21 protein-coding genes are annotated in these 26,187 nt (G+C 73.4%); 5 read left to right on the forward strand and 16 right to left on the reverse strand.

The window, feature by feature from the left end; genetic code table 11:
* Positions 1 to 2 precede the first annotated feature (2 nt).
* Positions 3 to 1,679 carry a regulator gene (locus tag ACWCXX_RS02260; RefSeq protein WP_451123360.1) on the forward strand — a complete coding sequence of 559 codons (1,677 nt, stop codon included), beginning with the start codon at positions 3 to 5 and terminating at the stop codon, positions 1,677 to 1,679.
* A 150-nt stretch (positions 1,680 to 1,829) separates the two neighbouring features.
* On the opposite strand, the gene ACWCXX_RS02265 is transcribed toward ACWCXX_RS02260, so the two are convergent.
* Together ACWCXX_RS02265 and ACWCXX_RS02270 are read right to left on the reverse strand one after the other, a co-directional pair.
* Positions 1,830 to 3,137 carry an FAD-dependent oxidoreductase gene (locus ACWCXX_RS02265; RefSeq protein ID WP_451123362.1) on the reverse strand — a complete coding sequence of 436 codons (1,308 nt, stop codon included), beginning with the start codon at positions 3,135 to 3,137 and terminating at the stop codon, positions 1,830 to 1,832.
* A gap of 296 nt (positions 3,138 to 3,433) precedes the next feature.
* Positions 3,434 to 4,333: a TIGR01777 family oxidoreductase gene (locus ACWCXX_RS02270; RefSeq protein ID WP_451123364.1), complete on the reverse strand. Its 900-nt coding sequence runs from the start codon at positions 4,331 to 4,333 to the stop codon at positions 3,434 to 3,436.
* 166 nt (positions 4,334 to 4,499) lie between these two features.
* Here ACWCXX_RS02270 and ACWCXX_RS02275 point away from each other — a divergent pair, with 166 nt between their 5' ends.
* Complete coding sequence (locus tag ACWCXX_RS02275) at positions 4,500 to 5,051, forward strand: N-acetyltransferase family protein (RefSeq protein ID WP_451123366.1); 552 nt, start codon at positions 4,500 to 4,502, stop codon at positions 5,049 to 5,051.
* 7 nt (positions 5,052 to 5,058) lie between these two features.
* On the opposite strand, the gene ACWCXX_RS02280 is transcribed toward ACWCXX_RS02275, so the two are convergent.
* Positions 5,059 to 5,727 (reverse strand): TetR/AcrR family transcriptional regulator, encoded by a 669-nt coding sequence (locus ACWCXX_RS02280; RefSeq protein ID WP_451123368.1) that lies wholly within the window; start codon positions 5,725 to 5,727, stop codon positions 5,059 to 5,061.
* Positions 5,728 to 5,881: 154 nt separating this feature from the next.
* Here ACWCXX_RS02280 and ACWCXX_RS02285 point away from each other — a divergent pair, with 154 nt between their 5' ends.
* Positions 5,882 to 6,652, forward strand: coding sequence for an SDR family NAD(P)-dependent oxidoreductase (locus tag ACWCXX_RS02285; RefSeq protein ID WP_451123370.1), 771 nt, complete (start codon positions 5,882 to 5,884; stop codon positions 6,650 to 6,652).
* Positions 6,653 to 6,697: 45 nt separating this feature from the next.
* Here the strand turns inward: ACWCXX_RS02285 and ACWCXX_RS02290 are convergent, their stop codons facing one another.
* The 8 genes from ACWCXX_RS02290 to cobS form a co-directional block, all read right to left on the reverse strand.
* A complete protein-coding gene (locus tag ACWCXX_RS02290; protein ID WP_451123574.1) occupies positions 6,698 to 7,219 on the reverse strand; it encodes a DUF4240 domain-containing protein in 522 nt (173 codons plus the stop codon).
* 118 nt (positions 7,220 to 7,337) lie between these two features.
* Complete coding sequence (locus ACWCXX_RS02295; RefSeq protein ID WP_451123372.1) at positions 7,338 to 8,336, reverse strand: helix-turn-helix transcriptional regulator; 999 nt, start codon at positions 8,334 to 8,336, stop codon at positions 7,338 to 7,340.
* A gap of 113 nt (positions 8,337 to 8,449) precedes the next feature.
* Positions 8,450 to 11,119, reverse strand: coding sequence for a pyruvate dehydrogenase (acetyl-transferring), homodimeric type (aceE, locus tag ACWCXX_RS02300; RefSeq protein ID WP_451123374.1), 2,670 nt, complete (start codon positions 11,117 to 11,119; stop codon positions 8,450 to 8,452).
* A 387-nt stretch (positions 11,120 to 11,506) separates the two neighbouring features.
* Entirely contained in the window at positions 11,507 to 12,130 is a 624-nt protein-coding gene (locus ACWCXX_RS02305; RefSeq protein WP_329813855.1) for a GntR family transcriptional regulator, read from the reverse strand.
* Positions 12,131 to 12,277: 147 nt separating this feature from the next.
* Positions 12,278 to 14,044 (reverse strand): 2-oxoglutarate dehydrogenase, E2 component, dihydrolipoamide succinyltransferase, encoded by a 1,767-nt coding sequence (sucB, locus tag ACWCXX_RS02310; RefSeq protein ID WP_451123376.1) that lies wholly within the window; start codon positions 14,042 to 14,044, stop codon positions 12,278 to 12,280.
* 61 nt (positions 14,045 to 14,105) lie between these two features.
* On the reverse strand, positions 14,106 to 15,494 hold the full coding sequence (lpdA, locus tag ACWCXX_RS02315; RefSeq protein ID WP_451123378.1) for a dihydrolipoyl dehydrogenase: 1,389 nt from the start codon (positions 15,492 to 15,494) through the stop codon (positions 14,106 to 14,108).
* A 385-nt stretch (positions 15,495 to 15,879) separates the two neighbouring features.
* Positions 15,880 to 17,436, reverse strand: a complete 1,557-nt coding sequence (locus ACWCXX_RS02320) for a leucyl aminopeptidase (RefSeq protein ID WP_451123380.1) — start codon at positions 17,434 to 17,436, stop codon at positions 15,880 to 15,882.
* 317 nt (positions 17,437 to 17,753) lie between these two features.
* Positions 17,754 to 18,545, reverse strand: coding sequence for an adenosylcobinamide-GDP ribazoletransferase (gene cobS / locus ACWCXX_RS02325; RefSeq protein ID WP_451123382.1), 792 nt, complete (start codon positions 18,543 to 18,545; stop codon positions 17,754 to 17,756).
* Positions 18,546 to 18,633: 88 nt separating this feature from the next.
* Between cobS and ACWCXX_RS02330 the strand changes: the two genes are divergently transcribed.
* Positions 18,634 to 19,395 carry a hypothetical protein gene (locus ACWCXX_RS02330; RefSeq protein ID WP_451123384.1) on the forward strand — a complete coding sequence of 254 codons (762 nt, stop codon included), beginning with the start codon at positions 18,634 to 18,636 and terminating at the stop codon, positions 19,393 to 19,395.
* Here ACWCXX_RS02330 and ACWCXX_RS02335 read toward each other — a convergent pair.
* The 4 genes from ACWCXX_RS02335 to ACWCXX_RS02350 all read right to left on the reverse strand — a co-directional run bounded on the left by ACWCXX_RS02335 (position 19,338) and on the right by ACWCXX_RS02350 (position 24,477).
* Positions 19,338 to 20,060 (reverse strand): hypothetical protein, encoded by a 723-nt coding sequence (locus tag ACWCXX_RS02335; protein WP_451123386.1) that lies wholly within the window; start codon positions 20,058 to 20,060, stop codon positions 19,338 to 19,340. The genes ACWCXX_RS02330 and ACWCXX_RS02335 overlap by 58 nt on opposite strands.
* On the reverse strand, positions 20,057 to 21,862 hold the full coding sequence (locus tag ACWCXX_RS02340; protein ID WP_451123388.1) for a phosphatidylglycerol lysyltransferase domain-containing protein: 1,806 nt from the start codon (positions 21,860 to 21,862) through the stop codon (positions 20,057 to 20,059). The genes ACWCXX_RS02335 and ACWCXX_RS02340 overlap by 4 nt, the downstream gene beginning before the upstream one ends.
* An 86-nt stretch (positions 21,863 to 21,948) precedes the next feature.
* Positions 21,949 to 23,055 carry a nicotinate-nucleotide--dimethylbenzimidazole phosphoribosyltransferase gene (gene cobT / locus ACWCXX_RS02345; protein ID WP_451123390.1) on the reverse strand — a complete coding sequence of 369 codons (1,107 nt, stop codon included), beginning with the start codon at positions 23,053 to 23,055 and terminating at the stop codon, positions 21,949 to 21,951.
* A 219-nt stretch (positions 23,056 to 23,274) separates the two neighbouring features.
* Positions 23,275 to 24,477 carry a bifunctional adenosylcobinamide kinase/adenosylcobinamide-phosphate guanylyltransferase gene (locus ACWCXX_RS02350; RefSeq protein ID WP_451123392.1) on the reverse strand — a complete coding sequence of 401 codons (1,203 nt, stop codon included), beginning with the start codon at positions 24,475 to 24,477 and terminating at the stop codon, positions 23,275 to 23,277.
* A 233-nt stretch (positions 24,478 to 24,710) separates the two neighbouring features.
* Between ACWCXX_RS02350 and ACWCXX_RS02355 the strand changes: the two genes are divergently transcribed.
* A complete protein-coding gene (locus tag ACWCXX_RS02355; RefSeq protein ID WP_451123394.1) occupies positions 24,711 to 24,920 on the forward strand; it encodes a hypothetical protein in 210 nt (69 codons plus the stop codon).
* A 171-nt stretch (positions 24,921 to 25,091) separates the two neighbouring features.
* Here ACWCXX_RS02355 and ACWCXX_RS02360 read toward each other — a convergent pair whose 3' ends face one another.
* A complete protein-coding gene (locus ACWCXX_RS02360) occupies positions 25,092 to 26,168 on the reverse strand; it encodes a S1C family serine protease (RefSeq protein WP_451123396.1) in 1,077 nt (358 codons plus the stop codon).
* Positions 26,169 to 26,187 lie beyond the last annotated feature (19 nt).

Here is a 26,187-nt window from a genome sequence, read left to right on the forward strand (position 1 = left end):
TGATGTCGGAACGACCTCCACAGCGCACCCCCAACCGCCGACTCGCCTCGCTCATCACCGAGGCCGGTTTCTCCAACGCCGGCCTCGCCCGCAGGGTGGACCAACTCGGCCTCGAACACGGCCTCGACCTGCGGTACGACAAAACTTCCGTGACCCGCTGGCTGCGCGGCCAGCAGCCCCGCGGCACCACCCCCGCGCTGATCGCCGAGGTCTTCACCCGGCGGCTCGGCCGCCGCCTCTCCGCACAGGACCTGGGCCTCGACGCGTGCGCCCCCGTCTACGCCGGCCTGGAGTTCGCGGCCACGCCCGCGGAGGCGGTCGACATCGTCAGCGGGCTGTGGCGGAAGGACTCGGGCAGCAACGCGGAGCTGCGCAAGATCGCCTTCACCCCCGCCGGACTCGTCGTGCCCAGCAGGGACTGGCTGATCGGACGGGCCGACGAATGGGTGGGACGGGGGAATGAACCCGTGTCCCCGGCGCACGACGGGGCCGGTGGTGCCCATGGGACGGCCGGGACGGTGGGCACCGTCGAACCGGTCGGTTCCGCGCGCCCCGGCGGCCCCGGAGGCGCACCCGGAGTGCCGGGGGCGCGCGGTCCGTACGCCCCCGGCGGAGCAGTGGCGCCCGGTCCCGGCCGGGGCGGCCCCCGCGGCCCCGTGCCGTCCAGGCCCTCCGGTCCGTCCGCACCCCCGGGAGCGCCCACGCCGCCAACGGTCTCCGGACTGCCGGACGCCCTCGGCTTCCCCCGCCAGCGGCAGACCGAACGCGGCCCCGGCCAGCGCGTCGGCAGCGGCGACGTCGCCGCCCTGCGCTCGGTCGGCGAGCTCTTCCGCGCCCTCGACAACACCTACGGCGGCGGCCACGCCCGGCAGGCACTCGTCCGTTACCTGGAACACGAGGCGGAGCCGATGCTCCGCGGCAGGTACGGGGAGGCCACCGGGCGCCGACTCTTCTCCGCCGCCGCCGACCTGACCCGGCTGGCCGGCTGGACCTCCTACGACATCGCGGCCCACGGCCTGGCCCAGCGGTACTTCGTCCAGGCCCTGCGGCTCGCCCAGGCCGCGGGCGACCGCGCGTACGGCAGCTACGTCCTGATGACCATGAGCCGACAGGCGGTCTACCTCGGACACGGCAGGGAGGCCGTACAGCTGGCCCGGGTGGCCCAGCAGGGCATCGGCTCGTCGGCGCCGCCCGTCGTCCAGGCCCTGCTGCACGCCGTCGAGGCACGCGCCCACGGAGTGCTCGGCGAGGCCAGGGCCTGCACCGCCTCGCTGGCGAGGGCGGAGCGCGCGCTGGAGACCGCCCGGCCCGGGGACGAGGTGCCGCACTGGGCGCGGTACTTCGACGAGGCCCAGCTCGCCGACGAGTTCGGCCACTGCCACCGCGATCTGCAGCAGCACCGGGCCGCGGCCCAGCACGCGGAGCGCTCGCTCCAGCTGCGCTCCCCGGCGTACGCCCGCAGCAGGCTCTTCTGCCGGGTGGTGCTGGCCTCCGCACGGCTCGGGCTCGGTGAACTGGACCAGGCGTGCGCGCTCGGCGCCGAGGCCGCCCAACAGGCCGCGGAGATGCGGTCGGTGCGGGCGACGGAGTACGTACGGGACTTCGAGCGCCGCCTGGAGCCGTACCGGGACGCGGCCGCCGTACGGAACTACCGCGAACGGGTCGCCGCGCTGGGGTGAGCCCTGGCGGTGCCGGAACCCGGCACCGAGCCCCGGGGGCGAACGACCGCCTCCGTCGGACGCGCCCCGGACACCCTTCCCCGCGGCCCCGGGCGGTTCGACGGCTCGACGCCCCGGCCCACGCGGTCCCGGGTGGTTCGACGCCCCGGTCTACGCGGCTTCGGGCAGTCCCGTTCCGCTGCCGTGCCCCGGCCGTACGCCCAGGTCGGTGAGGATCGCATCGGCCGCGCGGCGGCCCGAGAGCAGGGCGCCCTGGACCGAGCTGGTGTCGCGGTGGTCGCCGCACACGTACAGACCGTCGAGCAACCGGACCGGGCGGCGCGGGTCGTGCGGGGCGGGCATCGCGGGTATCGCCTCGGGATCGTGGTGGGAGGCCAGCAGCTCCCAGTCGTCGGTGGGGGTGCCGTACAGCGCGGCGAGATGGGCGCGGACGGTGCGGTCCAGGTCGGACGGCGGGGTGCCGAGGACCGTCGAGCTGATCAGCGTCCGGCCGCGGGGCGCGCGCGAGGGATCGACCGCACTCATCACCGCGGTGTGCGCGACCGGCCCCGAGCGGTCGGCGTCCAGCAGTAGCGAGGTGCCGGCCGATGGGGCGACGGGGGCGGTGTGGTGAAGGACCGTCACCGGGTGGAAGGACGGCATCCGCAGCCCCGGCAGCAGCTCGGCGGCGGCCCCGGCGCCGGTCGCCAACAGCAGTGAACGGCAACCCAGTTCACCGTGCTCCTTGGTGCGGACCGAGGTGATGTCGGCGGCCGTGACATGCACGCCCGTACGCACGGTGCCGGGCGGCAGCGAGGCCGCGAGCAGGTCGGGCAGGGTGCCCGAGCCGCCCTCGGGCACGCAGAGCCGGCCGCGCGCGTAGCCGCGCAGGGCGAGATCGGCGCACCGGCTGGACGTGCTGAGGCCGGGGTCGCCGAGCAGCGCGGAGAGCAGCGGGCGGAGGAAGCCGTTGACCGTGCGGGAGGGCAGGCCACGGTGGGACAGGGCGGCGAGCGCCGTCTGTTCGGGCCGGGCGAGGATGCGGGCGGTCGGAGTGGCGGCGAGCCGGGAGAGCGCGGCACCCAGCCGGGCCTGGTCGATCGGCCCGCCCATCGGCGGCCTGGGGGCGCTTGCGAGGGCGCGCGCCGCCTTTAATGCGCCCCGCGCGCCCCGTGCGTCGCCGGTCCGGTACTGACGGCCCTCGCTGTGTACGAGGACCCCCGGCGCGAAGGTGCGCAGCACCAGCCCCTCCAGGCCGGGCGTCGTGCGCAACTCCGGGCAGGAGGTACTGAGAAGCGGGCCGATGTGGTCGAGCCGGAAGCCGTCCAGCTCGGCCGTGGCCATCCGGCCGCCGACCCGGGGACCGGCTTCCAGAACACTGACACTCACCCCCGCGCCGGTCAGGCGGTGGGCGGCTGACAGGCCGGCGATCCCGGCCCCGATGATGACGACGTCCGCGTGATGTGCCGAGCTGAGCACGTGCCCCTCCCCGAGTCGGCGCAACTACTGGGAGGCTCTTGCCCCCGACAGGCCCCCGGAATGCCCGAGTTCGCAAGGAGGCTAGGAGGGCCGCCGCCAGGGTCGAAGTCGCGCGCACCCGGGGCACCGTTGCACGGGGTCGCATCCGCGTCCGATTCCGCGCAAGGCGCGTAGGCCGGGGACGCGCGGGGTGCGCGGCCCGGCGTGCGCCGGTGCGTTCCCGGTGCGTCGCCGGTGTGTCGGGCGCGGTGCCGTCGACGTGCCCGGTGCCCTGTTCCGCCGCGGCGTCGGCGCGTTCAGCGCAGCGCCGCGCGGATCGCCGCGTCGATGCCCGGGAAGGCGAACGCGAAGCCCGAGTCCAGCAACCGGCCCGGCAGCACCCGCTGACTGCCCAGCACGTCCTCGGCGAAGTCCCCCAGGGCGATCCGCAGGGCCGGGGCCGGGGCGGTGAAGAGCGTGGGGCGGTGCAGCACCCGCCCCATCGCGGCCGTCACCTCGCCGTTGGTGACGGGGTCCGGCCCGGTCAGATTCACCGGACCCGACAGCGACTCGGTGTCGAGGATGTGGCGCAGGGCCGCGACCTCGTCGTGCAGCGAGATGAAGCTCCAGTACTGGCGCCCGTTGCCCAGCCGGCCGCCGAGTCCCGCGCGGAACAGCGGGAAGAGCCGGCCCCAGGCCCCGCCCTCGCGGGCGACGACCAGACCGGTGCGCGCGTGCACCGTCCGTACGCCCGCCTCCTGGGCGGCGGCCGTGGCCGCCTCCCACTCCACGCAGACGGACGACAGGAATCCTTCGCCGGCCGGGGCGCTCTCGTCGACGGCGCGGTCCCCGGTGTCGCCGTAGTAGCCGATGGCCGACCCGGACAGCAGCACCTTCGGGGGCGTGTCCAGCGAGGCGACCGCCTCGGCGATCGCCGCCGTCCCGAGCACCCGGCTGTCCCGGATCTCCCGCTTGTACGCGGCGGTCCAGCGGTGGTCGCCGACCCCGGCCCCGGCGAGGTGGACGACGGCGTCGCAGCCCACCAGGCCCGCCACGTCGACGTATCCGCGTCCGGGGTCCCACTCCACCTCGTCGCCGGTCCGCGCCGGGCGCCGCACGAGGCGTACCACCTCGTGCCCGTCGGCCCGCAGCGAGCGCACCAGCGCCGCTCCGATGAGTCCGGATGCTCCGGTGACAGCGATACGGGAGTGCAGCATGGGTCCATCCTGCCGCAGCGGCTCCGGCGCGCGCCGGCGACCGGGCCAACGGCTCCCGTACGGCCCGCGCGCCGCCGGGCGCCGGGTGGCGGAGGGGCAGGTGGCGGACGGGCGGGCGAAGAATCCCGGCTGACCGGGCGGGGCACGGCGTGGCACAGTGGCGCGCATGCCCGAGAACCACACGCACACGTCCGAGAACCACCCGCCCGCATCCGGGAGCCACGGGTACTCGATCCGCCCGGCGGTCTCCTCCGACGAGGCCGCTCTCGCCGAACTCGACCGCGCCACCTGGTCGACGATGCACGCCGTGATGCCGAAGCCGCAGCCGCCGTACGCGCCCTTCTTCGACGACCACCACCGGCCCGAGGACTTCCTGGTGGCCGAGGCGGCGGGCGAGCCGGGCCCCGTCGGCTACCTCCGGCTGGTTCCGCCGACCCCGCTGCCCTGCAACACGCACGTCCGGCAGATACAGGGCCTCGCCGTGGCCGACCGGGCGCGCGGCAAGGGCGTCGCCAGGGCGCTGCTGCGGGCCGCGTTCGCGACGGCACGCGCCGCGGGGGCGAACCGGATGACCCTGCGGGTGCTGGGCCACAACACGCCCGCGCGTGCCCTGTACGAGTCGGAGGGCTTCGTCGTCGAGGGCGTGCTGCACGGCGAGTTCTTCCTGAACGGACGGTACGTCGACGACGTCATGATGGGGCGTTCGCTCGCCCCGTGACCCTCCGTCAGCCGCCCGATCCCGGCCGGTCCTCACCCGGCCGGTCCGTGAACACCCGCATCCCGCCCATGAGTTCGTGCAGGCAGCGCACCGCGAGCTCGGCGGGGGAGCCGGGCCCACTCGTCGGCGCGTCCGTCCGCGCCCAGGTCTCCAGCGCCACCCGCACCGCGGCCGTGGCGGCGGCCGCGGCGAGCCGGACCTCCAGCGGGTCCCTGCCGCAGGCCATGAGCCGGGCCAGCACCGGCAGCAGCCGTTCCTCCGAATCCTGATTGACCCGGTACCAGACGGCCCGCAGGGCCGGGTCCTCCTCCGCGGCCCGCAGCAGCCCGCGCGTCCAGCCGAGCTGCTCGGCGGCGTGCGCGTCCGGCGCCCGGAGCGCCTCGACGACCGCCTGCTCCAGGGTCGCGACCACCTCGTCCCCGGGCTCGGCCGCCTCCAGCAGCGCCCGCCAGCGCTCGGCGCCCCCGGAGAGCAGCGGGCCCACCGCGTCCTGCTTGGAGCGGAAGTACCGGTAGAAGGTGCGCAGCGCCACGCCCGCCCGGCGGGCGATGTCCTCCGCCGTGGTGCCGTCGGGGCCGTGCTCGGCGAACAGGGCCGCGGCGGCCCGCGCGATCTCCAGCTGGGTCGCGGCCTTGCGGCGCTCGGTGAGGGAGGGGTGGCTCGGCTCGGTGCTCATCGACAGGAGACTACCCCGGCGATCACTGTGCCGACCGAGAGGTGTGCGCGAAATGCCGCTGTGGCAAAACGTGCCACTCAGGCGTACGGTGGACATCGGTCGGGTGGCTATGGGGCCGTCCCGACAGGCACGTACGGATCGGGAGAGATCAGAGATGAACCGCTACGAAGGTCGCCGTGTACTCGTCACCGGTGGTGGCTCCGGCATCGGCCGGGCCACCGTCCACCGCGTGCTCGCCGAGGGCGGCCGGGTCGTCGCCGCCGACGTCAACGAGGCGGGCCTGGCGGCGACGCACGCGACGGCGGTGGCGAACGGCACCGAAGCGCGCCTGACGACCCTGGTCCTCGACATCTCGGACGAGGCCGCGGTCCGGGCGGGCGTCGCCTCCGCCCTGCAGACCCTCGGCGGCCTCGACGTCCTGGTCAACGCGGCCGGGATCCTGCGCTCCGAGCACACGCACAAGACCTCGCTTGAGTTCTTCAACAAGATCATCGCGATCAACCTCACCGGGACGTTCCTGATGATCCGCGAGTCGATCCCGGCCCTGCTGGCCGGAAACGCCCCGGTCGTCGTGAACTTCTCGTCCACCTCGGCGAGCTTCGCGCACCCCTACATGTCGGCGTACGCGGCGAGCAAGGGCGGCATCCAGTCCATGACGCACGCGCTGGCGAGCGAGTACAGCAAGCAGGGGCTGCGGGTCGTGGCCGTCGCCCCCGGCTCGATCTCCTCCGACATGACCAGCGGCACCGGCCCGGGGCTGCCCGCCGACGCCGACATGTCGCTCTTCGCGAAGCTGGCCCCGGCGCTCGGCGCGGGCTTCGCCAGCCCGGACACCGTCGCGGGCGTCGTCGCGATGCTCGGCTCCGAGGACGGCGCGTTCATCACCGGCACGGAGATCCGGATCGACGGCGGAACCCACTTCTGACGGAGCGGCGGGCCCCGTCGTCCGCGACGCGGTGACGGGGCCCGTTCAGCGCGGCCCGAACCGTTCCCAGAGCGAGGGGAAGCGCTCCGCCAGCGAGGCGTCGTTCTCGAAGTCGACCGGAGTGCCCTCCGGCTCCGCGGCCTGGGGCGGCAGACCGAGCTCCGGGGCGACCGCGCCGGTGAGCTGCTCGTACGCCTCGTCGGCGGCATAACCGAGGTCCTCGCCGTCCCCGTCGAGCTCCTCGTCGAAGTCGTCGAGGAGCTCGGCGAGGGCGTCCGGGTCGTGCAGCGCCCCCTCGAAGACCTCCCGGCCCTGTCCGATCAGCCAGCAGCGGAAGAAGTCGAAGGCGTCGTCGCTCGCGCCGCCCAGCAGCACGGCGGCGGCGCCCCACAGATCCCAGCGGTAGGCGCGGTTGTAACGGGCCTCGAAGTGCCGGGCGAAGTCCAGCACCGCGTCGGGATCGAGCCGCACCAGCCGTTCGACGAGCAGGTCGGCCTGGTCCTCGGGATCGCCCTCGGCGGCCTCGCGGGTACTGTCGACGATCTCCCAGAACTCCGTCTCGTCCATCACGGGTCAAGCATCGGCCCTGGCGGTGGACGACGCACGCGGACGCGGGGGAGGGGAGCCCGCAGGGCCCGTCGGGCGGCCCTCGGCGGCCCCGGCCCCCGGCGGACCCCGGCGGCCCTCAGCGGTAGAGATCGCGCAGCCGCTCGGCCGCCGCGGTGAAACGGTCCCGCAGGGCGGCCGGTTCCAGAACCTCCGACTCCGGCCCCAGGTACAGCAGTTGGCCGTAGGCCACCTCCAGGGACTCGACCGCCAGGGTGATCGTGAGCCACCCCTCGGCATCGGCCGGACCGGCCGCGTCCAGTGCCTCCCGGACCGCCGAACGGTCCATCGTGTACGGCAGTCGGCGTACCCCCTCCGGCGACAGCCGCACCGTCACCTCGGTGCGCAGCAGCGACCGGGCGAACTGGGCGGCCCGTTCGTCCCAGAAGCTCGGCAGGTCGAACCGTTCGTCGCGGTCGAACCGCCCGTCCGACACCTCGACGGCCGAGAACCGGTCGATCCGGTACACCCGGAAGTCGTCCGCGACCCGGGCGCAGAGGTACCAGACCCCCGCCTTCAGCACCAGGCCGTACGGTGCCATCTCCCGCTCCACTTCGCCGTCCCGGCGGCGGTAGCGGGCCCGGACGAGCCGGTCGTCCCAGACAGCCTCGGCGAGGGCCGGCAGAAGTTCGGGGGTGACCGGCTCCTGGTACCAGCCGGGAGCGTCCAGGTGGAAGCGCCGGGCGGCGCTGTCGGAGGCGTCCCGCAACGAGGGGAGCAGGGCCGCCGACACCTTGAGCCGGGCGGCGGACGCGGCGTCCTCCAGCCCCATGTCGCGCAGGGCGGACGGCAGCCCGGAGAGGAAGAGCGCCTCGGCCTCGGTGCGGGCGAGGCCGGTGAGGGGGGCGCCTCCCATGCCCTTGAGGCTGTGGGGGAGGGCGCGGTACCCGCCGATCAGGCGGTAGCCCCCGGCCCGGCCGCGGTCCGCGTACACCGGAATGCCCGCCTCGGACAGCGCCTGCGCGTCGCGGGTGACGGTCCGCTCGGACACCTCCAGCTCACGGGCGAGTTCGGCGGCGGTCATGGCGGTGCGGGACTGCAGGAGCAGCACCATTTTGATGAGGCGGGCGGCACGCATGCGGCCCATTGTGGCCGTCGGCCCGGCCCGTCCCCACCCCGACCGGGGACGGAGGACGCGGCGGGCCGACGGCCGCGAGCGGTGGCCGGGACGGGCCCGGCCACCGCGTCGCCTCAGAGCCCGTAGCGTTCCCGGGCCTCCTTGACCGCGGACGCGGTCACCTCGCCGCGGCGGGCCAGCTGGGCCAGGGCCGCGACCGTGATCGACCGCGCGTCCACGCCGAAGTGGCGGCGGGCCGCGTCACGGGTGTCCGACAGACCGAAGCCGTCCGTGCCGAGCGAGGACCAGTCCTGCTCCACCCACTGACTGATCTGGTCCGGAACCTGACGCATCCAGTCGCTGACCGCGAGGACCGGACCGGGGGCACCCTCCAGCGCCCGCGTCACGTACGGCACCCGCTGCTCGCCGCGGAGCAGCGCCTCGTCGCACTCCAGCGCCTCGCGGCGCAGCTCGCCCCAGGACGTGGCGGACCAGACGTCGGCCGTCACGCCCCAGTCCGAGGACAGCAACTCCTGCGCCTCCAGGGCCCAGTGGATCGCCGTTCCGGAGGCCAGCAGCTGGACGCGCGGCGCGTCCGCGGACGCCGCCACGCCCTCCTTGAAGCGGTAGAGGCCCTTGACGATGCCCTCCTCGACGCCCTCCGGCATCGCGGGCTGCGGCTTCGGCTCGTTGTAGACCGTCAGGTAGTAGAAGACGTCCTCGGCCTCGGGGCCGTACATCCGGCGCAGACCGTCCTTGACGATCACCGCGATCTCGTACGCGAACGCCGGGTCGTAGTTGAGCGAGGCCGGGTTCGTGGCCGCGATCAGGTGCGAGTGGCCGTCCGCGTGCTGGAGGCCCTCGCCCGTCAGCGTCGTGCGGCCCGCCGTGGCGCCGACGATGAAGCCCTTGCCGAGCTGGTCGGCGAGCTGCCACATCTGGTCGCCGGTCCGCTGCCAGCCGAACATCGAGTAGAAGATGTAGAAGGGGATCATCGTCTCGCCGTGCGTCGCGTACGACGTGGCGGCGGCGATGAAGTCGGCCATGGCCCCGGCCTCGGTGATCCCCTCGTTGAGGATCTGGCCGTCCTTGGCCTCCTTGTAGTACATCAGCTGGTCGCGGTCGACCGGCTCGTACGTCTGGCCCAGCGGCGAGTAGATGCCGGCCGACGGGAACAGCGACTCCATGCCGAAGGTACGGGCCTCGTCGGGGACGATCGGCACCCATCGCCTGCCGGTCTGCTTGTCCCGCATCAGGTCCTTCACCAGGCGGACGAACGCCATGGTGGTGGCCATCTCCTGCTTGCCGGACCCCTTGTACAGGGCCTTGAACGCGCGCTCCTCGGGCTCGGGCAGCGCCACCGCGTGCACCCGGCGGGCCGGGGCGGGACCGCCGAGCGCGGCCCGGCGCTCCTGGAGGTAACGGACCTCGGGGGAGTCCGCGCCGGGGTGGCCGTAGGGCACCATGCCGTCGGCGAACGCGCTGTCCGGGATCGGGAGGCCGAGCAGTTCGCGCATGTCCTTGAACTCGTCCACCGACAGCTTCTTCATCTGGTGGTTGGCGTTCTTGGACTCGAAGCCCTTGCCCAGGGTGAAGCCCTTCACCGTCTGCGCGAGGATCACGGTCGGCGCGCCCTTGTGCGCCAGGGCAGCCTTGTACGCCGCGTACACCTTGCGGGCCTCGTGGCCGCCGCGCGAGGTGTAGAAGCACTCGGCGATCTTCGCGTCGGTGAGCAGCTTCGCCAGCTCGACGAGCGCGGGCTCGGCGCCGAAGAAGTGCTCGCGGATGTACGCGACGTCGCGGGTGGCGTACGTCTGGAACTGCGCGTCCGGGACCTCCCGGAGCCGGCGGACCAGCGCACCGGTGGTGTCCAGCCGGAACAGCTCGTCCCAGGCGTTGCCCCAGAGCGTCTTGACGACGTTCCAGCCGGCTCCGCGGAACGCGCCCTCCAGCTCCTGGACCACGCGGAAGTTGGCGCGGACCGGTCCGTCGAGGCGCTGGAGGTTGCAGTTGATGACGAAGGTCAGGTTGTCGAGACCCTCGCGGGCCGCCAGCGCGAGGGCGGCGGTCGACTCGGGCTCGTCCATCTCGCCGTCGCCGAGGAAGGCCCAGACGTGCGAGTTCGACGTGTCCTTGATGTTGCGGTTGGCGAGGTAGCGGTTGAAGCGCGCCTGGTAGATCGCCGACAGCGGGCCGAGGCCCATCGAAACGGTGGGGAACTCCCACAGCCAGGGCAGCCGCCGCGGGTGCGGGTAGGACGGCAGGCCGTCGCCGCCCGCCTCCTGGCGGAAGTTGTCGAGCTGCCGCTCGTCGAGGCGCCCGTCGAGGAAGGCGCGGGCGTAGATGCCGGGGGAGGCGTGGCCCTGGACGTAGAGCTGGTCGCCGGAGCCGTCCCCCTCCTTGCCGCGGAAGAAGTGGTTGAAGCCGGTCTCGTACAGCCAGGCCGCCGAGGCGAAGGTGGCGATGTGGCCGCCGACGCCGAAGCGGGAACCGCGGGTGACCATCGCGGCCGCGTTCCAGCGGTTCCAGGCGGTGATCCGGGACTCCATCTCCAGGTCGCCGTCGAACGCCGGCTCGGCGGCGGTCGGGATGGAGTTGACGTAATCGGTCTCCAGCAGCTTGGGCAGCGCGAGACCGGCGCCCTCGGCGTGCTCCAGCGAACGCCGCATCAGGTACGCGGCGCGGTGCGGGCCCGCGGCCTTGGTGACGGCGTCCAGGGAGGCCGCCCATTCGGCGGTCTCCTCGGGGTCACGGTCCGGGAGCTGATCGAGCTCGCTCGGAAGCTTTCCTACGGGGTCGGTCATGATCGCCGCCTTCCGGAGTGGAGGGGGGTGGAGAAGGCCCTGACTGGCAGGACAGGGCGATGGGGCCGGTGGGCCCGCGGAGTGAACTGTAAGGGGCCGATCGATGATCGATCAAAGGATGAAGGGCAAAACTTCTCGATATGAAGAAATTGGCATTCGGTGCCTCGAAACGGGGCACGGAGTGACGGGATTTAGCGTGCAAAAGGGGTGCCCACCTGCACGGAAGAGCGCCCCTCGCGACAGATGCGTACGCCCTCCCGACGTACTTCCCGGCCCACTCGCCGACGTACTCGAAGGGGGCCGGGAGGCTCCGGCGCGGGCCCCGGGAGGCGCTGAAGGGACTTGGTGGAGCGGCCCGTCCGGGTGCCGCCCGGCCCCCTCGGGAGCTCAGGCGCGCGGGGCGCAGCCGAGCACGTGGGCCTTCGCCAGCACGCCGATGTCCGGGTCCTTCCGCAGGAACGCCTCGATGAGCGCCTCGTGCTCCTCCGCGTACGACTTCTGCACGGTGCCCAGCCACCGGATCGACAGGGCGGTGAACACCTCGATGCCCAGCCCCTCCCAGGTGTGCAGCAGCACGGCGTTCCCGGCGGCCCGCACCATCTCGCGGTGGAAGGCCACGGTGTGCCGCACCTGTGCCTCGCCGTCGGCCAGCCGGTCCGCCTCGTAGAGGGCCGTCACGTGGGGCGTCAGGCGCGAGCAGTCCTCGCCCAGGGCCGGAGCGGCCAGTTCCGCCGCGATCTGCTCCAGACCGGCCCGGACCGGATAGCTCTCCTCCAGGTCGGCCGCGGTGAGGTTGCGGACCCGTACGCCCTTGTTGGGCGCCGATTCGATCAGCCGGAGCGTCTCCAGCTCCCGCAGGGCCTCGCGCACCGGCGTCTGGCTGACCTCCAGCTCGGTGGCGATCCGGCGCTCCACGATCCGCTCACCGGGCTTCCAGCGCCCGCTGACGATCCCGTCCACGATGTGCTCGCGGATCTGTTCGCGCAGCGAGTGGACGACGGGCGGGGTCATGAGGGGCTCCTTCGGGGGCAGGGTGGCGCTGTCCGCACCATCGCGGCTGCCGGGGCGACCGGTGTGTCTAGACAATACGGCGGCGCCCCCGCCCGGAAGAGGTCCGGACGGGGGCGCCGCTGGTGAGGCTGGTTACAACCGTGGTGCTCAGAGGCCGAGCTCGACCTCGAACTCACCGGCCTCCAGGATCGCCTTGACCGCGGTCAGGTAACGGGCGGCGTCCGCGCCGTCCACCAGACGGTGGTCGTAGGAGAGCGACAGGTACGTCATGTCGCGCACCGCGATCGTCTCGCCGAGGTCCGGGTGGTCGACGACCACCGGGCGGCGGACCGTGGCACCGATACCCAGGATGGCTGCCTGGTTCGGGGGCACGATGACGGTGTCGAACAGCGCACCGCGCGAACCGGTGTTGCTGATGGTGAAGGTGGCACCGGACATGTCGTCCGGGGTCAGGCCGCCACCGCGGGCCTTGCCGGCCAGCTCGGCGGTCTTCTTCGAGATGCCGGCGATGTTCAGGTCGCCCGCACCCTTGATGACCGGCGTCATCAGACCCTTCTCGGCGTCCACGGCGATGCCGATGTTCTCCGAGTCGAAGTACGTGATGGTGCCCTCGTCCTCGTTGATCCGGGCGTTGATGACCGGGTGGGCCTTCAGCGCCTGGGCCGCCGCCTTGACGTAGAACGGCATCGGGGACAGCTTGACGCCCTCGCGGGCCGCGAACGCGTCCTTGGCACGGGCGCGCAGCTTCATCAGCTTGGTGACGTCGACCTCGACGACCGAGGTCAGCTGGGCCTGCGAGTGCAGCGCCTTCATCATGTTGTCGCCGATGACCTTGCGCATGCGGGTCATCTTGACCGTCTGACCGCGCAGCGGGGACGCCTCCAGCTTCGGCGCCTTCGAGGCCGCCGGGGCGGCCGGGGCGACGGGGGCCGGAGCAGCGGCGGCGGCCCTGGCGGCCTCCGCGGCGGCGACGACGTCCTGCTTGCGGATGCGGCCACCGACGCCGGTGCCCTTGACCGTGCCCAGGTCGACGCCGTTCTCGGCGGCGAGCTTGCGGACCAGCGGCGTGACGTACGCGCCGTCGTCACCGGAGGGCGCGGCCGGGGCGACCGGGGCCGGGGCGGCGACGGGCGCCGGGGCGGCCGGGGCCACCGGAGCCGGGGCGGCGGGCGCCACCGGGGCCGGAGCCGGCGCGGGAGCGGCCGGAGCCGGAGCAGCGGCGGCCGGTGCCGGGGCGGCCGGGGCCGGTGCGGCGGCGGGGGCGGGGGCGGCCGGAGCCGGGGCAGCCGCCGGAGCGGCACCCGCGGCACCGATGACGGCGAGCTTGGCGCCGACCTCGGCGGTCTCGTCCTCGGCGACGACGATCTCCAGCAGCACGCCGGAGACCGGGGCCGGGATCTCGGTGTCGACCTTGTCCGTGGAGACCTCCAGGAGGGGCTCGTCCTCCGTGACCTCCTCGCCGACCTCCTTCAGCCAGCGGGTGACGGTGCCCTCGGTGACGCTCTCGCCGAGCGCCGGCAGGACGACATCGGTACCGGCGGCGCCACCGGCCGGTGCGGCGGCCGGAGCCTCGGCGGCGGGCGCCGGGGCAGTGGCGGGGGCTTCGGCGGCGGGCGCCGGGGCCGGGGCGGCTGCGGGCTCGGCGGCCGGAGCCGCGGCGGGCTGCGCCGCACCCGTGCCGTCGTCGATGACGGCCAGCTCGGCGCCGACCTCGACGGTCTCGTCCTCGGCGACCTTGATGGCGGCCAGGATGCCGGCGGCGGGAGCCGGGATCTCGGTGTCGACCTTGTCGGTCGAGACCTCGAGCAGCGGCTCGTCGGCCTCGACGCGCTCGCCCTCGGCCTTCAGCCAGCGGGTGACAGTGCCCTCGGTGACGCTCTCACCGAGCGCCGGAAGGGTTACGGAAACCGACATGGTTTCGGTTGCTCCTTACGAAAGTGCGGAAGTGGGTCGGTCGTCGCGCCCGGTCGACTGGTCAGTCGTGGGAGTGAAGGGGCTTCCCGGCCAGGGCCAGGTGGGCCTCGCCCATCGCCTCGTTCTGGGTGGGGTGGGCGTGGATGAGCTGCGCGACCTCGGCGGGCAGCGCCTCCCAGTTGTAGATCAGCTGGGCTTCGCCGACCTGCTCGCCCATCCGGTCACCGACCATGTGGACGCCGACCACGGCACCGTCCTTGACCTGGACGAGCTTGATCTCGCCCGCGGTCTTGAGGATCTTGCTCTTGCCGTTGCCCGCGAGGTTGTACTTCAGGGCGACGACCTTGTCCGCACCGTAGAGCTCCTTGGCCTTGGCCTCGGTGATGCCCACGGAGGCGACCTCGGGGTGGCAGTACGTCACCCGGGGGACACCGTCGTAGTCGATCGGAACGGTCTTCAGACCGGCCAGCCGCTCCGCGACCAGGATGCCCTCCGCGAAGCCGACGTGCGCGAGCTGGAGCGTCGGGACCAGGTCGCCCACGGCCGAGACGGTCGGCACGTTGGTCTGCATGTACTCGTCGACGAGGACGTAGCCGCGGTCCATCGCGACCCCGGCCTCCTCGTAGCCCAGGCCCTGCGAGACCGGGCCGCGGCCGATGGCGACCAGCAGCACCTCGGCCTCGAAGGTCTTGCCGTCGGCGAGGGTCACGCGGACGCCGTCCTGCGTGTACTCGGCGCTCTGGAAGAACGTGCCGAGGTTGAACTTGATGCCGCGCTTGCGGAAGGCGCGCTCGAGAAGCTTCGAGCTGTTCTCGTCCTCGACCGGGACGAGGTGCTTCAGGCCCTCGATGATCGTGACCTCGGTGCCGAAGGACGTCCATGCCGAGGCGAACTCGACGCCGATGACGCCGCCGCCCAGCACGATCGCGGACTTCGGGACGCGGTCCAGCTTCAGCGCGTGGTCCGAGGAGATGATGCGGTTGCCGTCGATCTCCAGGCCCGGCAGCGACTTCGGCACGGAGCCGGTCGCGAGCAGCACGTGGCGGCCCTGGATGCGCTGGCCGTTCACGTCCACCGAGGTGGGGGAGGAGAGCCTGCCCTCACCCTCGATGTAGGTGACCTTGCGCGAGGCGATGAGTCCCTGCAGGCCCTTGTACAGGCCGGAGATCACGTCGTCCTTGTACTTGTGGACGGCCTCGATGTCGATGCCCTCGAAGGTGGCCTTGACACCGAACTGCTCGGACTCGCGCGCCTGGTCGGCGATCTCGCCCGCGTGCAGCAGGGCCTTCGTGGGGATGCAGCCGTTGTGCAGGCAGGTGCCGCCGACCTTGCCCTTCTCGATCAGAGCGACGTCCAGGCCCAGCTGCGCTCCGCGCAGGGCCGCGGCGTAACCGCCGCTACCACCGCCGAGGATCACTAGGTCGAAAACGGTGCTGGCGTCGTTCGCCACGTCACGTCCTCCATGCATGTGCGCCGTACGCCGGGCCCCGTCGCTGGGGGATGACCGGCCGGTCGGCTGGTGTTCGGCCGCTTTGTGTTGTGTCGGCCCTGTGGTGGGGGCCCTGTCCTGCCGAGAACCCATCTTCGCACTTGTTGACGGTCGGCGGGACGCGGGGCCCGGGTCCGGGGCGGACGATCATCCGTCCCGATGGGTTACCGCCAAGTAGGGAGCGAGGGGGATTCCGGGCGGGCGGCGCCGCCCCGGGAGCCGGAGCGGGAACGCCGGTTTCATCCGGAGCGAAACCCCGCCGGATCCGTGCGGCGACGCCGTGGAAGGCAACGCGTACGGCCCCGGACGTATGCCCGGGGCCGTACCGTACATCGCTCCCGCGACCTCAGCCGAGGTCGCCGGCGGCGGTGCGCTCGGCCAGCCTGACCAGCGTACGGACCGCGGAACCGGTGCCGCCCTTCGGCGTGTAGCCGTACGGCGCGCCCTCGTGGAAGGCCGGGCCCGCGATGTCCAGGTGCGCCCAGGCGATGCCCTCGCCCACGAACTCCTGCAGGAACAGGCCGGCCACCAGGCCGCCGCCCATCCGCTCGCCCATGTTGGCGATGTCGGCGGTCGGGGAGTCCATGCCCTTGCGCAGGTCGGCGGGGAGCGGCATCGGCCAGGACGCCTCGCCGACCTCCTCGGCGATCTCGTGGATCGAGGTCCGGAAGGCGTCGTCGTTCGCCATGATGCCGAAGGTGCGGTTGCCCAGCGCCAGCACCATCGCGCCGGTCAGGGTCGCCACGTCGACGATCGCGTCCGGCTTCTCCTCGGAGGCCCGGGTCAGCGCGTCGGCGAGGACGAGCCGGCCCTCGGCGTCCGTGTTGAGGACCTCGACGGTCTTGCCGCTGTACATGCGCAGCACGTCGCCGGGGCGGGTGGCGTTGCCCGAGGGCATGTTCTCGGCGAGCGCCAGCCAGCCGGTGACGTTGACCTGGAGGCCCAGCCGGGCGGCGGCGACGACGGCCGCGAACACGGCGGCGGCACCGCTCATGTCGCACTTCATCGTCTCGTTGTGGCCGGCCGGCTTCAGCGAGATGCCGCCCGAGTCGTAGGTGATGCCCTTGCCGACCAGGGCCAGGGTCTTCTCCGCCTTCGGGTGCGTGTAGGCGAGCTTCACCAGGCGCGGGCCGTGGGCCGAGCCCTGGCCGACGCCCAGCAGACCGCCGAAGCCGCCCTTGACGAGCGCCTTCTCGTCGAGGACCTGCACCTTGATGCCGTGCTCCTTGCCCGCGGCGGTGGCCACGGCGGCGAAGGACTCGGGGTACAGGTCGTTCGGCGGGGTGTTGATCAGGTCGCGGGCGCGGTTGATCTCCTCGACGACCGCGGCGGCGCGCTCGACGGCCGCCTTGAACTCCTTGTCGCGCGGCTTGCCGCCGAGCAGGGCGACCTCGCCCAGCGGGAGCTTGGCGCCGTTGCCGTTCTTCTTGCCCTTGGGCGCGAGCTTGTTCTCGCCGCCCTGGTACGCGGTGAAGGCGTACGCGCCGAGCAGCGCGCCCTCGGCGATCGCCCCGGCGTCCTCGACGGACGCGAGGGGCAGTGCGAAACCGGCCTTCTTCGACCCGGCCAGGGCACGGGCGGCGGAGCCGGCGGCCCGGCGCAGCGCCTCGGCGTCGTACGCACCGTCCTTCTTCGGGACGGAGCCGAGTCCGACCGCGACGACGACCGGGACCTTGAGGCCGTCGGGCGCGGGGAGCTTGGTCACCTCGCCCTCGGCACCCGCGGCGCCCAGGGCTTCCAGGACGGTGGCGAGCTTTCCGTCGAACGCCTTGTCCACGGCCTCGGCGCCCGGTGCGAGGACCAGGTTCCCAGACTTGGAGCCAGAGCCCTTGGCGACGCCCACGACGAGTGCGTCGGCGCGCAGCGTCGCCGCACCGGCAGTGCTGAGAGTGAGAGCAGTCACGGTGGTGAAATCTCGCTTCCGTTGAGTTCGTTGTCGGTCGAAGGGTGGGCCGACCGTGCCCGGCGCATCGTAGACGCCGCCGCAATGTGCCGGGAATGAGCCTACGCGCGCCTTTGCTGAGGGATCACGGCGGCGGGCCGCCCACGGGCCGTCATGGCGTGAAGGCGTCGCTCCCGGACGACCGGTCCGGGGGCCCCGCGGGCACGACGGTCCGCGGACGCGGGGGCGTCGGCGCACCGGGCCGGACATCGGCAGGCCCCGCCGAAGGCCCCGTCCACGGTCCGGACGAAGGTTCTGCCCCCGGTCAGGACGCAGCCCTACGCCCCGCCCCCGCCGAGCGCCAGGACCACCAGGGCCGCCGTCGCCGCGGTCTCCGCCAGGGCGCCGAAGACATCGCCGGTCACCCCGCCGAAGCGCCGCACGCAGTGCCGCAACAGGAGTTCGGCGGCGCCGAGCGCGACCGCCGCGGCCAGCGCGTGGTGCGGCGCCCCGTACCCGCCGAGGAGCGCACCGGCCCCCGCGCAGCCCGCGACCACCAGCGCCCCGACCGCCACCGTGGACGCCACCGGCACCGTGGACGCCACCGCCGCGCCCAGCCCCTCCGGCCGGGCCGGCGGCACGCCCCGGCGGGACGCCAGGGTGAGCGCCAGCCGGGCGACGACCGCGGCCGCGGCCGCGGCCACCGCGCCGTGCGCCCAGCCCCGCCCGTACAGTTCGTACAGGGCCGCGACCTGGGCCAGCAGCACGAACAGCAGGGTGATCACACCGAACGGACCGATGTCCGACTGCTTCATGATCCGCAGGGCGTCGTCCGCCGGTCTGCCGCTGCCCAGACCGTCGGCGGTGTCCGCGAGACCGTCCAGATGCAGCCCCCGGGTCAGCACCGCGGGCACGGCGGCCGAGACGACCGCGGCGAGCAGCGGACCCGCGCCGAGCAGCAGCGACAGGACGCCGGGCAGCGCGGCGGCGAGCCCCACGACGAGACCGGCGAGCGGCGCGCACAGCATCCCGGCGCGGGCGGCCCCGCGGTCCCAGCGGGTGACGCGGACGGGAAGCACCGTCAGGGTGCCGAAGGCGAAACGTACGCCGTGGCTGTTCAGGGAGGTCACGGCGCGCAGGCTAATCGGTGCGACCGGCCGATAGATTGCCCATGACTGGACAGAACACCGCAGAAGCGGCACACCGGGAGTGGGTGGCATGGGTCACTGGTTCGATCGGAACATCGTCGAGCCGGGGAAGCTGCCCCTGCTGCTCGCCCTGGCCGCCTTCGTGCTCACCTTCGCCGTCACCCGGTTCGTCACCCGGATGATCCGGGCCGGAAAGGGGCCGTTCCGCAACATCGCGCCCGGCGGGATGCACATCCACCACGTCGTCCCCGGCGTGGTGCTGACCGTGATCGGCGGGTTCGGTGCGGTCGCCGCCGACCGGCGCGGCGTCGAGGCGGGGATCTGCGCGGTGGTCTTCGGCATGGGCGCGGGACTGGTGCTGGACGAATTCGCCCTGATCCTCCACCTCGACGACGTGTACTGGACCGAGGAGGGGCGGCAGAGCGTGGAGGTGGTGGTCCTCACCGCCGCACTGGTGCTGCTGGTCCTGGCCGGATTCTCGCCGCTGGGCGTGAACGAGCTGAGCAGCGACGAGCAGCAGGGCCGACTCGGCGTGATCCTGACCCTGCTCGTCAACTTCTGCTTCGTGCTGATCGCCCTCTTCAAGGGCAAGGCGCGGCTCGCGGTCGTCGGCGCGCTCGTCCCGTTCGTCGCGCTGATCGGGGCGGTCCGGCTGGCCCGGCCGACCTCGGTGTGGGCGCGGCGCTTCTACCGGCACCGCCACCGCACCCGCGCCCGCGCGCTGCTGCGCGCCTACCGCCACGACGTGCGCTGGGTGGGCCCCCAACGCAGGTTTCAGGACCTGATCGGCGGCGCACCGGACCGGACACCGCTCCCCGGACGCAGGTCCTGACGCGGACGCCGCCGGGCCCGGAGGGTCGTACCGACGCACGGCACGAGCACCACGGCGATCGCCGCCAGATGCTCCTTGCCCGCCAGGTTGTCCTTGACGAGCACCTCGACCACCATCGCCGCGACCACCAGACAACCGGTCGACCGGGCCCGGTACACACAGCAGACGTACACGGCGAGGCCGACCACCGCCGCCGACGGTCCCGTGTCGGCGACCAGGGCGTCGGAGGCGGGCAGCCCGAACGGCCCGCTCGGGCCGAGCGCGACACCGATCCGCGCGTACAGCGTCCCGGCCAGCGTCGCCACGTACGCGATCAGCAGGGTGCGCCACCGGCCCAGGCAGATCTCGGCGACCCCGAACACCACCAGGATCTGCGCCAGCGCCCCCCACACCGGCAGGTCCGGCGCAGGCACGAACAACGACAGCGGGGTGCGCAGCAGGGCCGCCCACAACGGGTCCTCGGCCCGCACCGTCCCGAGGGCGTGCACCGCGCCGAGGCCCCACGACCGCTGCTGCACCCCATGGAGCAGCGCCGTCAGACAGACCGCGGCGAGCGTCAACGGCACCGCCCGCGGCCAGGAGGTGCCGACCCCCTCGCGCACCGCGGCCAGGAGCGGGCCCCACTCGCGGCGGGCCGCGGCGCACAGCGCGCCCCCGGGGCTCATCCACGCGTCCCGAGATGCGAGCGGTGCAGCCACTTGGGCAGACCGGGCGCCTCCAGGAACCCCTCGGCACGCCCCGCCGCCACACCGATGCGCAGCAGGTCGGAACTCTTCTCGAACAGCATGAAGCGCGGCTCCCAGATCGGCCGGTACTTGGCGTTGGCGCGGTACAGCGACTCGATCTGCCACCAGCGCGAGAAGAAGCCGAGCAGGGAACGCCACAGCCGCAGCACCGGTCCCGCGCCGAGTCGCGAGCTCCTCTCGAAGACCGACCGGAACATCGCGAAGTTCAGCGAGACCTGGGCGATCCCGATCTTCTCCGCCCGCTGGAGGAGTTCGATGACCATGAACTCCATCAGCCCGTTCTCGGCCTCCCGGTCACGGCGCATCAGATCCAGCGAGAGACCGTTCGCCCCCCATGGGACGAAGCTCAGCACGGCCCGCAACTCGCCCCGCCCGCCGTCCTCCCCGGCCGGGGCGTTGCGGCATTCGAGCATCACGCACTGCCCGTCGGCCGGATCGCCGAGCCGGCCCAGCGCCATCGAGAAGCCGCGCTCGGTCGCCCCGTCGCGCCAGTCGTCGGCGCGCCGCACCAACTCGGCCATCTCCTGTTCGGGGATGTCGGCGTGGCGGCGGACGGTCACCTCGTACCCGGCGCGCCGCACCCGGTTGTACGCCTGGCGCACGGTGCGCATCGCCCGCCCTTCGAGGGTGAACTCGGCGGTCTCCACGATCGCCTCGTCACCCAGCTCCAGGGCGTCGAGACCGTGCCGGGCGTAGACGGTGCCGCCCTCCTCGCTCGCCCCCATCACCGCCGGGATCCAGCCGTGCTCGCGGGCCTCGGCCAGCCACGGCCCGATCGCCCCGGGCCACGCCTCGGGGTCGCCGATGGGGTCGCCGGAGGCGAGCGAGACCCCGCCCACCACCCGGTACATGACGGCGGCCTTCCCGGTGGGGGACCAGATGACGCTCTTCTCCCGGCGCAGCGCGAAGTAGCCCAGCGAGTCGCGCTCGCCGTGCCGGTCGAGCAGGGCCCGCAGCCGGGACTCGTCCTCGGGAGTGATCGGGTCGACCGCCCGGCGGGAGCGGAACGCCACGTAGACGACGGCGATCAGCAGCAGCGTGGAGAGGATGTTGATGGTGACGTCGACCCAGCCGGGCGTGGTGATCCCGGGGAAGGCGACGTCGTTGTCGGCGACCGAGACCAGCCGCAGGGCGCCGTAGCGCCACCGGTCCAGGAAGGTCGCCCGGTAGGCGTCGTGCGCGGTGTTGGTGAGGGTGACCAGGCCCGCGGCGAGCAGCGAGGTGACCAGCAGCCCGCCGATCGCGACGAGGGCCGCCAGCTTCGGGTTGGACCGGTCGCCCTTCGCGTAGAACTCGCGCCGCCCGACGAGCAGCGCCCCGACGAAGACGGCGGTCAGCACCAGCGAGATCCAGTTCTGCGGATGCTGCCGTACCTCCGGGAACGTGATCACCAGGGCGAACAGGACCAGCAGCAGCCCGCTCACCACCAGGTTCGCGATCCACGCGGCCCGCTTGCGGCGGCGCATGGTGACCGCCAGGAAGAGCGCGACCACGCCGGAGGAGAAGCCCGCGGTGAGCAGGTACGGGGTGAAGTAGTTCTCCGTGTTGTGGCGGCGCAGGTCATTGCCGAGGGTGACCCAGACCGCGCTCAGGAAATTGACGAACGAGACGACGCGCAGGTACCAGATGGCGAACGCGGCGGCGCGCCGGGACCCGACGGTGCTCGGCGGCCGGGCACCTGCTCGCCCGAAGTCCTCGGTGACCATTCGGACCTCTCCCATGAAAAGCGATCATATGGGGCATCGCATTGCATGGGGCCGTGCTGCGGCCGGTGTTCCACGGCCGCGGCACAGCCGGTCCGCGGGCTTCAGGTCGCGTCGTCGTACGCGGCGCTCGCGTCCGCCCCCTCGTCGGCACCGTCCTTCTCGTCGGCGCCGGGGTCGCGCTCGGGCAGTTCCGCCGCCAGCGCGGCCGCGGCCCGGACGAGCGGGAGTGCGAGCAATGCCCCACTTCCTTCTCCCACGATGACGCCGTGGTCCAGCAATGGGTTGAGCGCCATCCGGTCCAGCGCCTTGCTCTGCGCCGGCTCGCCGCTCGCCTGGCCCGCCAGCCACCAGTCCGGGGCCCGGAAGGCGGCCCGCTGCCCCACCAGCGCACAGGCCGAGGAGACCACCCCGTCCAGGATCACCGGCAGCCGGCGCACCGCGCACTGGAGCAGGAAACCGGTCATCGCCGCGAGGTCGGCCCCGCCCACCGCGGCCAGCAGCTCCAGCTGGTCGCCGAGGACCGGCCGGGCCCGCCGCAGCGCGTCCCGGATCGCCGCGCACTTGCGCATCCACGCCAGGTCGTCGATGCCCGCCCCGCCGCGCCCGGTGACCACCGAGGCGTCCGTGCCGCACAGCGCCGCGATCAGCGTGGACGCGGCCGTCGTGCCGCCCACGCTCAGATCGCCGAGCACCACCAGGTCGGTGCCGGAGTCGGCCTCCTCGTCGGCGATCGCGATGCCGAGCCGTACCGCCCGCTCGGCCTCCTCGGCCGTCAGCGCGTCCTCGACGTCGATCCGGCCGCTGCCGCGCCGAACCCGGTGACGCACCACCGACTCGGGCAGCAGTTCCGGATCGCAGTCCAGCCCGGCGTCGACGATCCGCACCGGTACGGAGAACTGCCGGGCCAGCACGGCGAGCGGCGTCGTGCCGTCCAGCGTGGCCCGCACCAGCTCGTGCGCGGTACCGGCCGCGCGCCCGGAGACGTCCAGCTCGGCCACTCCGTGATCACCGGCGAAGAGCACCACGCGCGGCTGCTCGATCGTCCTGACCGGCACGGCCTGCTGCGCGGCCGAGAGCCATTCGCCCAGCTCGTCCAGGCGGCCGAGGGCGCCGGGGGGAACGACCATGCGCTCCCGGCGTTCCTCGGCGTCGCGCCGTACGCCGCCGTCGGGGCGTTCGATCAGGTCGGAGAAGTCGTCCAGATTCACGGGGGTCTGCCTCGCGGGTCGATGCGTCGAGTGGGCCGTGAGCCCGGCGGCGGGCTCACGGCGGAACAGTACCCGCCGTGTTTCTGACGCCCGGCCGGAGCGCGCCCCGCCCCCGGCCGGAGCGCGCCCCGCCCCCGGCCGGAGCGCGCCCCGCCGCGGCCGGGGCGGGTGGGGGAGCAGCGGCACCCGCACCCCGACGTCGTGCCTCCCGCGCCCCGGTCAGCCCCGCAGGACCAGGGCCTGGCCGGCCACCACCAGCAGTACCTGCTCGCACTCGTCGGCGAACGCGGCGTTCAGCCGACCCAGCTCGTCCCGGAAACGCCGCCCGGCGGCCGTCGCGGGCACCACGCCCGAACCGGCCTCGTTGGTGACGGCGACGACCGTGCGCCGCGTTCCGCGCACCGCGCCGACCAGGGCGGCGGTCCGCTTCCGCAGGGCGTCCTCGCCGCCGTGCGCCCACGCCGCGTCGTCCCAGGCGCCCACCCGGTCCATCGCGTCCGTCAGCCACAGCGACAGGCAGTCGATCAGCAGCGGCGGCCCGTCCGACTCCAGCAGCTCCACCAGCTCGCAGGTCTCCTCGGTGCGCCAGGCGGCCGGCCTGCGCTCCCGGTGCAGGCCGACCCGGGCCGCCCAGTCGGCGTCCCCCTCCCGGCTCCCGCCGGTCGCCACGTACACCACCTCGGGGAACGTCTCCAGGCGGCGCTCGGCCTCCACCGACTTGCCGGACCTGGCCCCGCCCGTCACCAGGGTGCGCCGCGGTGTCCCCGGCTCCGCGCGGCACTCGCCCGCCACCAGCGTCGTCCCGTCCGGCACGGCCCGCGCACCGGCCGCCGCGAGCCGCCGGTCCAGCTCGGTCCCGGGCGGCGCGTCGTGGTCCAGGTGGACGGCGACGATCCCGGTGGCCGGGCCGACCGCCTCGACGGCCCGCAGCCGCGCCACCGCGTCCGGCCGCCCCACCACGTCGCCGACCACCAGGTCGTACGGCTCCGCCATCCGGTCCGCGAGACCGGCGGGCGCGGCCCCCGGCGGCAGGTAGAGCAGCCGCGTCCCCTCCGGCGCCGTGACCTCGTACCCCGTGCCCGGGGCGTCCATGGGCACCGCCCGCACCCGGTGGCCGCTGATCAGCGTCAGCACCTGGCCGTCCGGCACCCGCCCCGCCGGGGGCAGCCCGGCGGGCAGTTCCACGGCGGGGCCGTCGTGCGGATGGGTGAGCAGTACCTGCCGTACGCCGGTGAGCGAGCGCCCCGCGCGGGCCGCGGCGAACACGGCCCCCGGGGTGAGGTCGAGCAGCAGCGCGTCGTCGACCAGCAGCGCGGTGGCGGCCCGCGAGCGCGGCCCCCGGGCGGCGGCGCAGGCGGCGCAGGGGCATTCGGGCCGCGGCAGCCCGTCGGGGGCTCCGGTGCCGAGGAGAGTCAGTTCCACGCCTTCGATCCTCCCGCGTCCGCGCGGCGGGTGCGCGACTTGGGGCGCTTCGAGGGGACGCGGACCCGTTCCCGTACCGGCCGCGGCCCCCTTCCGGTACCGGAGGCGAGCACCGGTGACGCGACCGGCCGGTGTCTGTCCGGAAGGAGCGTGCGTGCCGGGCGGTGCGACGGGGCAGAGCTTGCCGGGAGGGGCACTAGGCTGCGGACAGCAACGCGACCCAGGAGGCGGACATGGCGTGGACGTGGCGGTTCGAGAAGTCCGACGGCACGGAGACGGAGCCGGCGCTGCAGCCGGAGGAATTCACCACACAGGGCGACGCGGAGTCCTGGATCGGTGAGTACTGGAAGGAACTCCTCGACGGCGGGGCGGAGCAGGTGACGCTCTTCGAGGACGCGACGAAGATCTACGGCCCCATGAGCCTCCAGGCGGACCAGGGCTGATCCCGCTCCGGCACGGAAACGGTTGTGCGGGCCCGGCCCGGACCCGCACAACCGCTGTCGGCGCCGTGCCGGTACCGGCCGGTCCGCCGGACACGCCCCGGGGCGGGTTTCGAAAGTGGCCTCGTCCGCCCGGAGGGCGTTCCCGGCCGGGCGGGACTTCCGAAACACGCCCTAGATCTCGCCCAGGGTGACCTGTGCCGTCTTCTCCGCCCCGTCGCGCAGATACGTCACCGTGACCTTCTGGCCCGGCTTGTCCGAGGCCAGCGCCTCCGCCAGGGACATGATCGACGTGACCGGAGTGTCGTCGATCCGGGTGATGATGTCGCCGGCCCGCAGCCCCGCCTTCCCCGCGGCACCGTTCCTCGGCACAGTGACCAGCGCCACCCCGGCCGGCCGGTAGTTCTCGTCGACGACCGTGCGCCCGGTGATGTTCAGGGCCGCCCGGCCCGAGTCGGTGACCCTGCCGCTCTTGATGATCTGATCGGCGACCGTCTTCACCATCGACACCGGGATCGCGAACCCGATGCCCGGTGCCGCGCTGTTGCCCAGCGTCGGGTCCGTCGCCGCCAGGGTCGGGATGCCGATCACCTGGCTCTTCAGGTTGACCAGCGCGCCGCCGCTGTTGCCCGGGTTGATCGCCGCCGAGGTCTGCACCATGTTCGCGATCGTCGCGCCGGTGCCGCCGTCCGCGCGGCTCTCGCTGACGGTCCGGCCGAGCGCCGAGACGATGCCCTGGGTGACGCTGGAGGACAGTCCCAGCGGTGACCCCATCGCCAGCACGATCTGCCCCACCTCGACCTTCCCCGAGTCGCCGAACTTCGCGGGCTTCAGCCCGGCCGGCACGCTGTCGAGCTTGATGACGGCCAGATCCTGCTCCGGATAGGTGGAGACCAGTGAGGCGCGCAGCACCTTCTCGCCCGTGGCGGCGGTGACCTTGAACGTCTTCTCGTTGCCGACCACGTGGGCGTTGGTGACGATATGGCCCCTGGAGTCGTAGACGACCCCCGAGCCCAGGCTCTCGGCGGCCTCGATCTGCACGACCGAGGGCAGCACGTTCTTGATCACGGTCTGGTAGTCGCTCTGCAGGTCGTCGGCGGTCCGGGAGGCGGAGGCCGACCTGCCGGGTTCGGTCTCCGGCGAACTGGAGGCCGTGTCCGAGCAGCCGCTCACCAGGACGGCAGCGCAGACGCCTGCGGTCAGGGACAGCAGGAACCGCCGGACACGGCTGCGGGAGTGGGAAGCGTCCATGTCCGGATTATCGCTTTTG

This window comes from Streptomyces sp. NPDC001732, assembly GCF_053596315.1.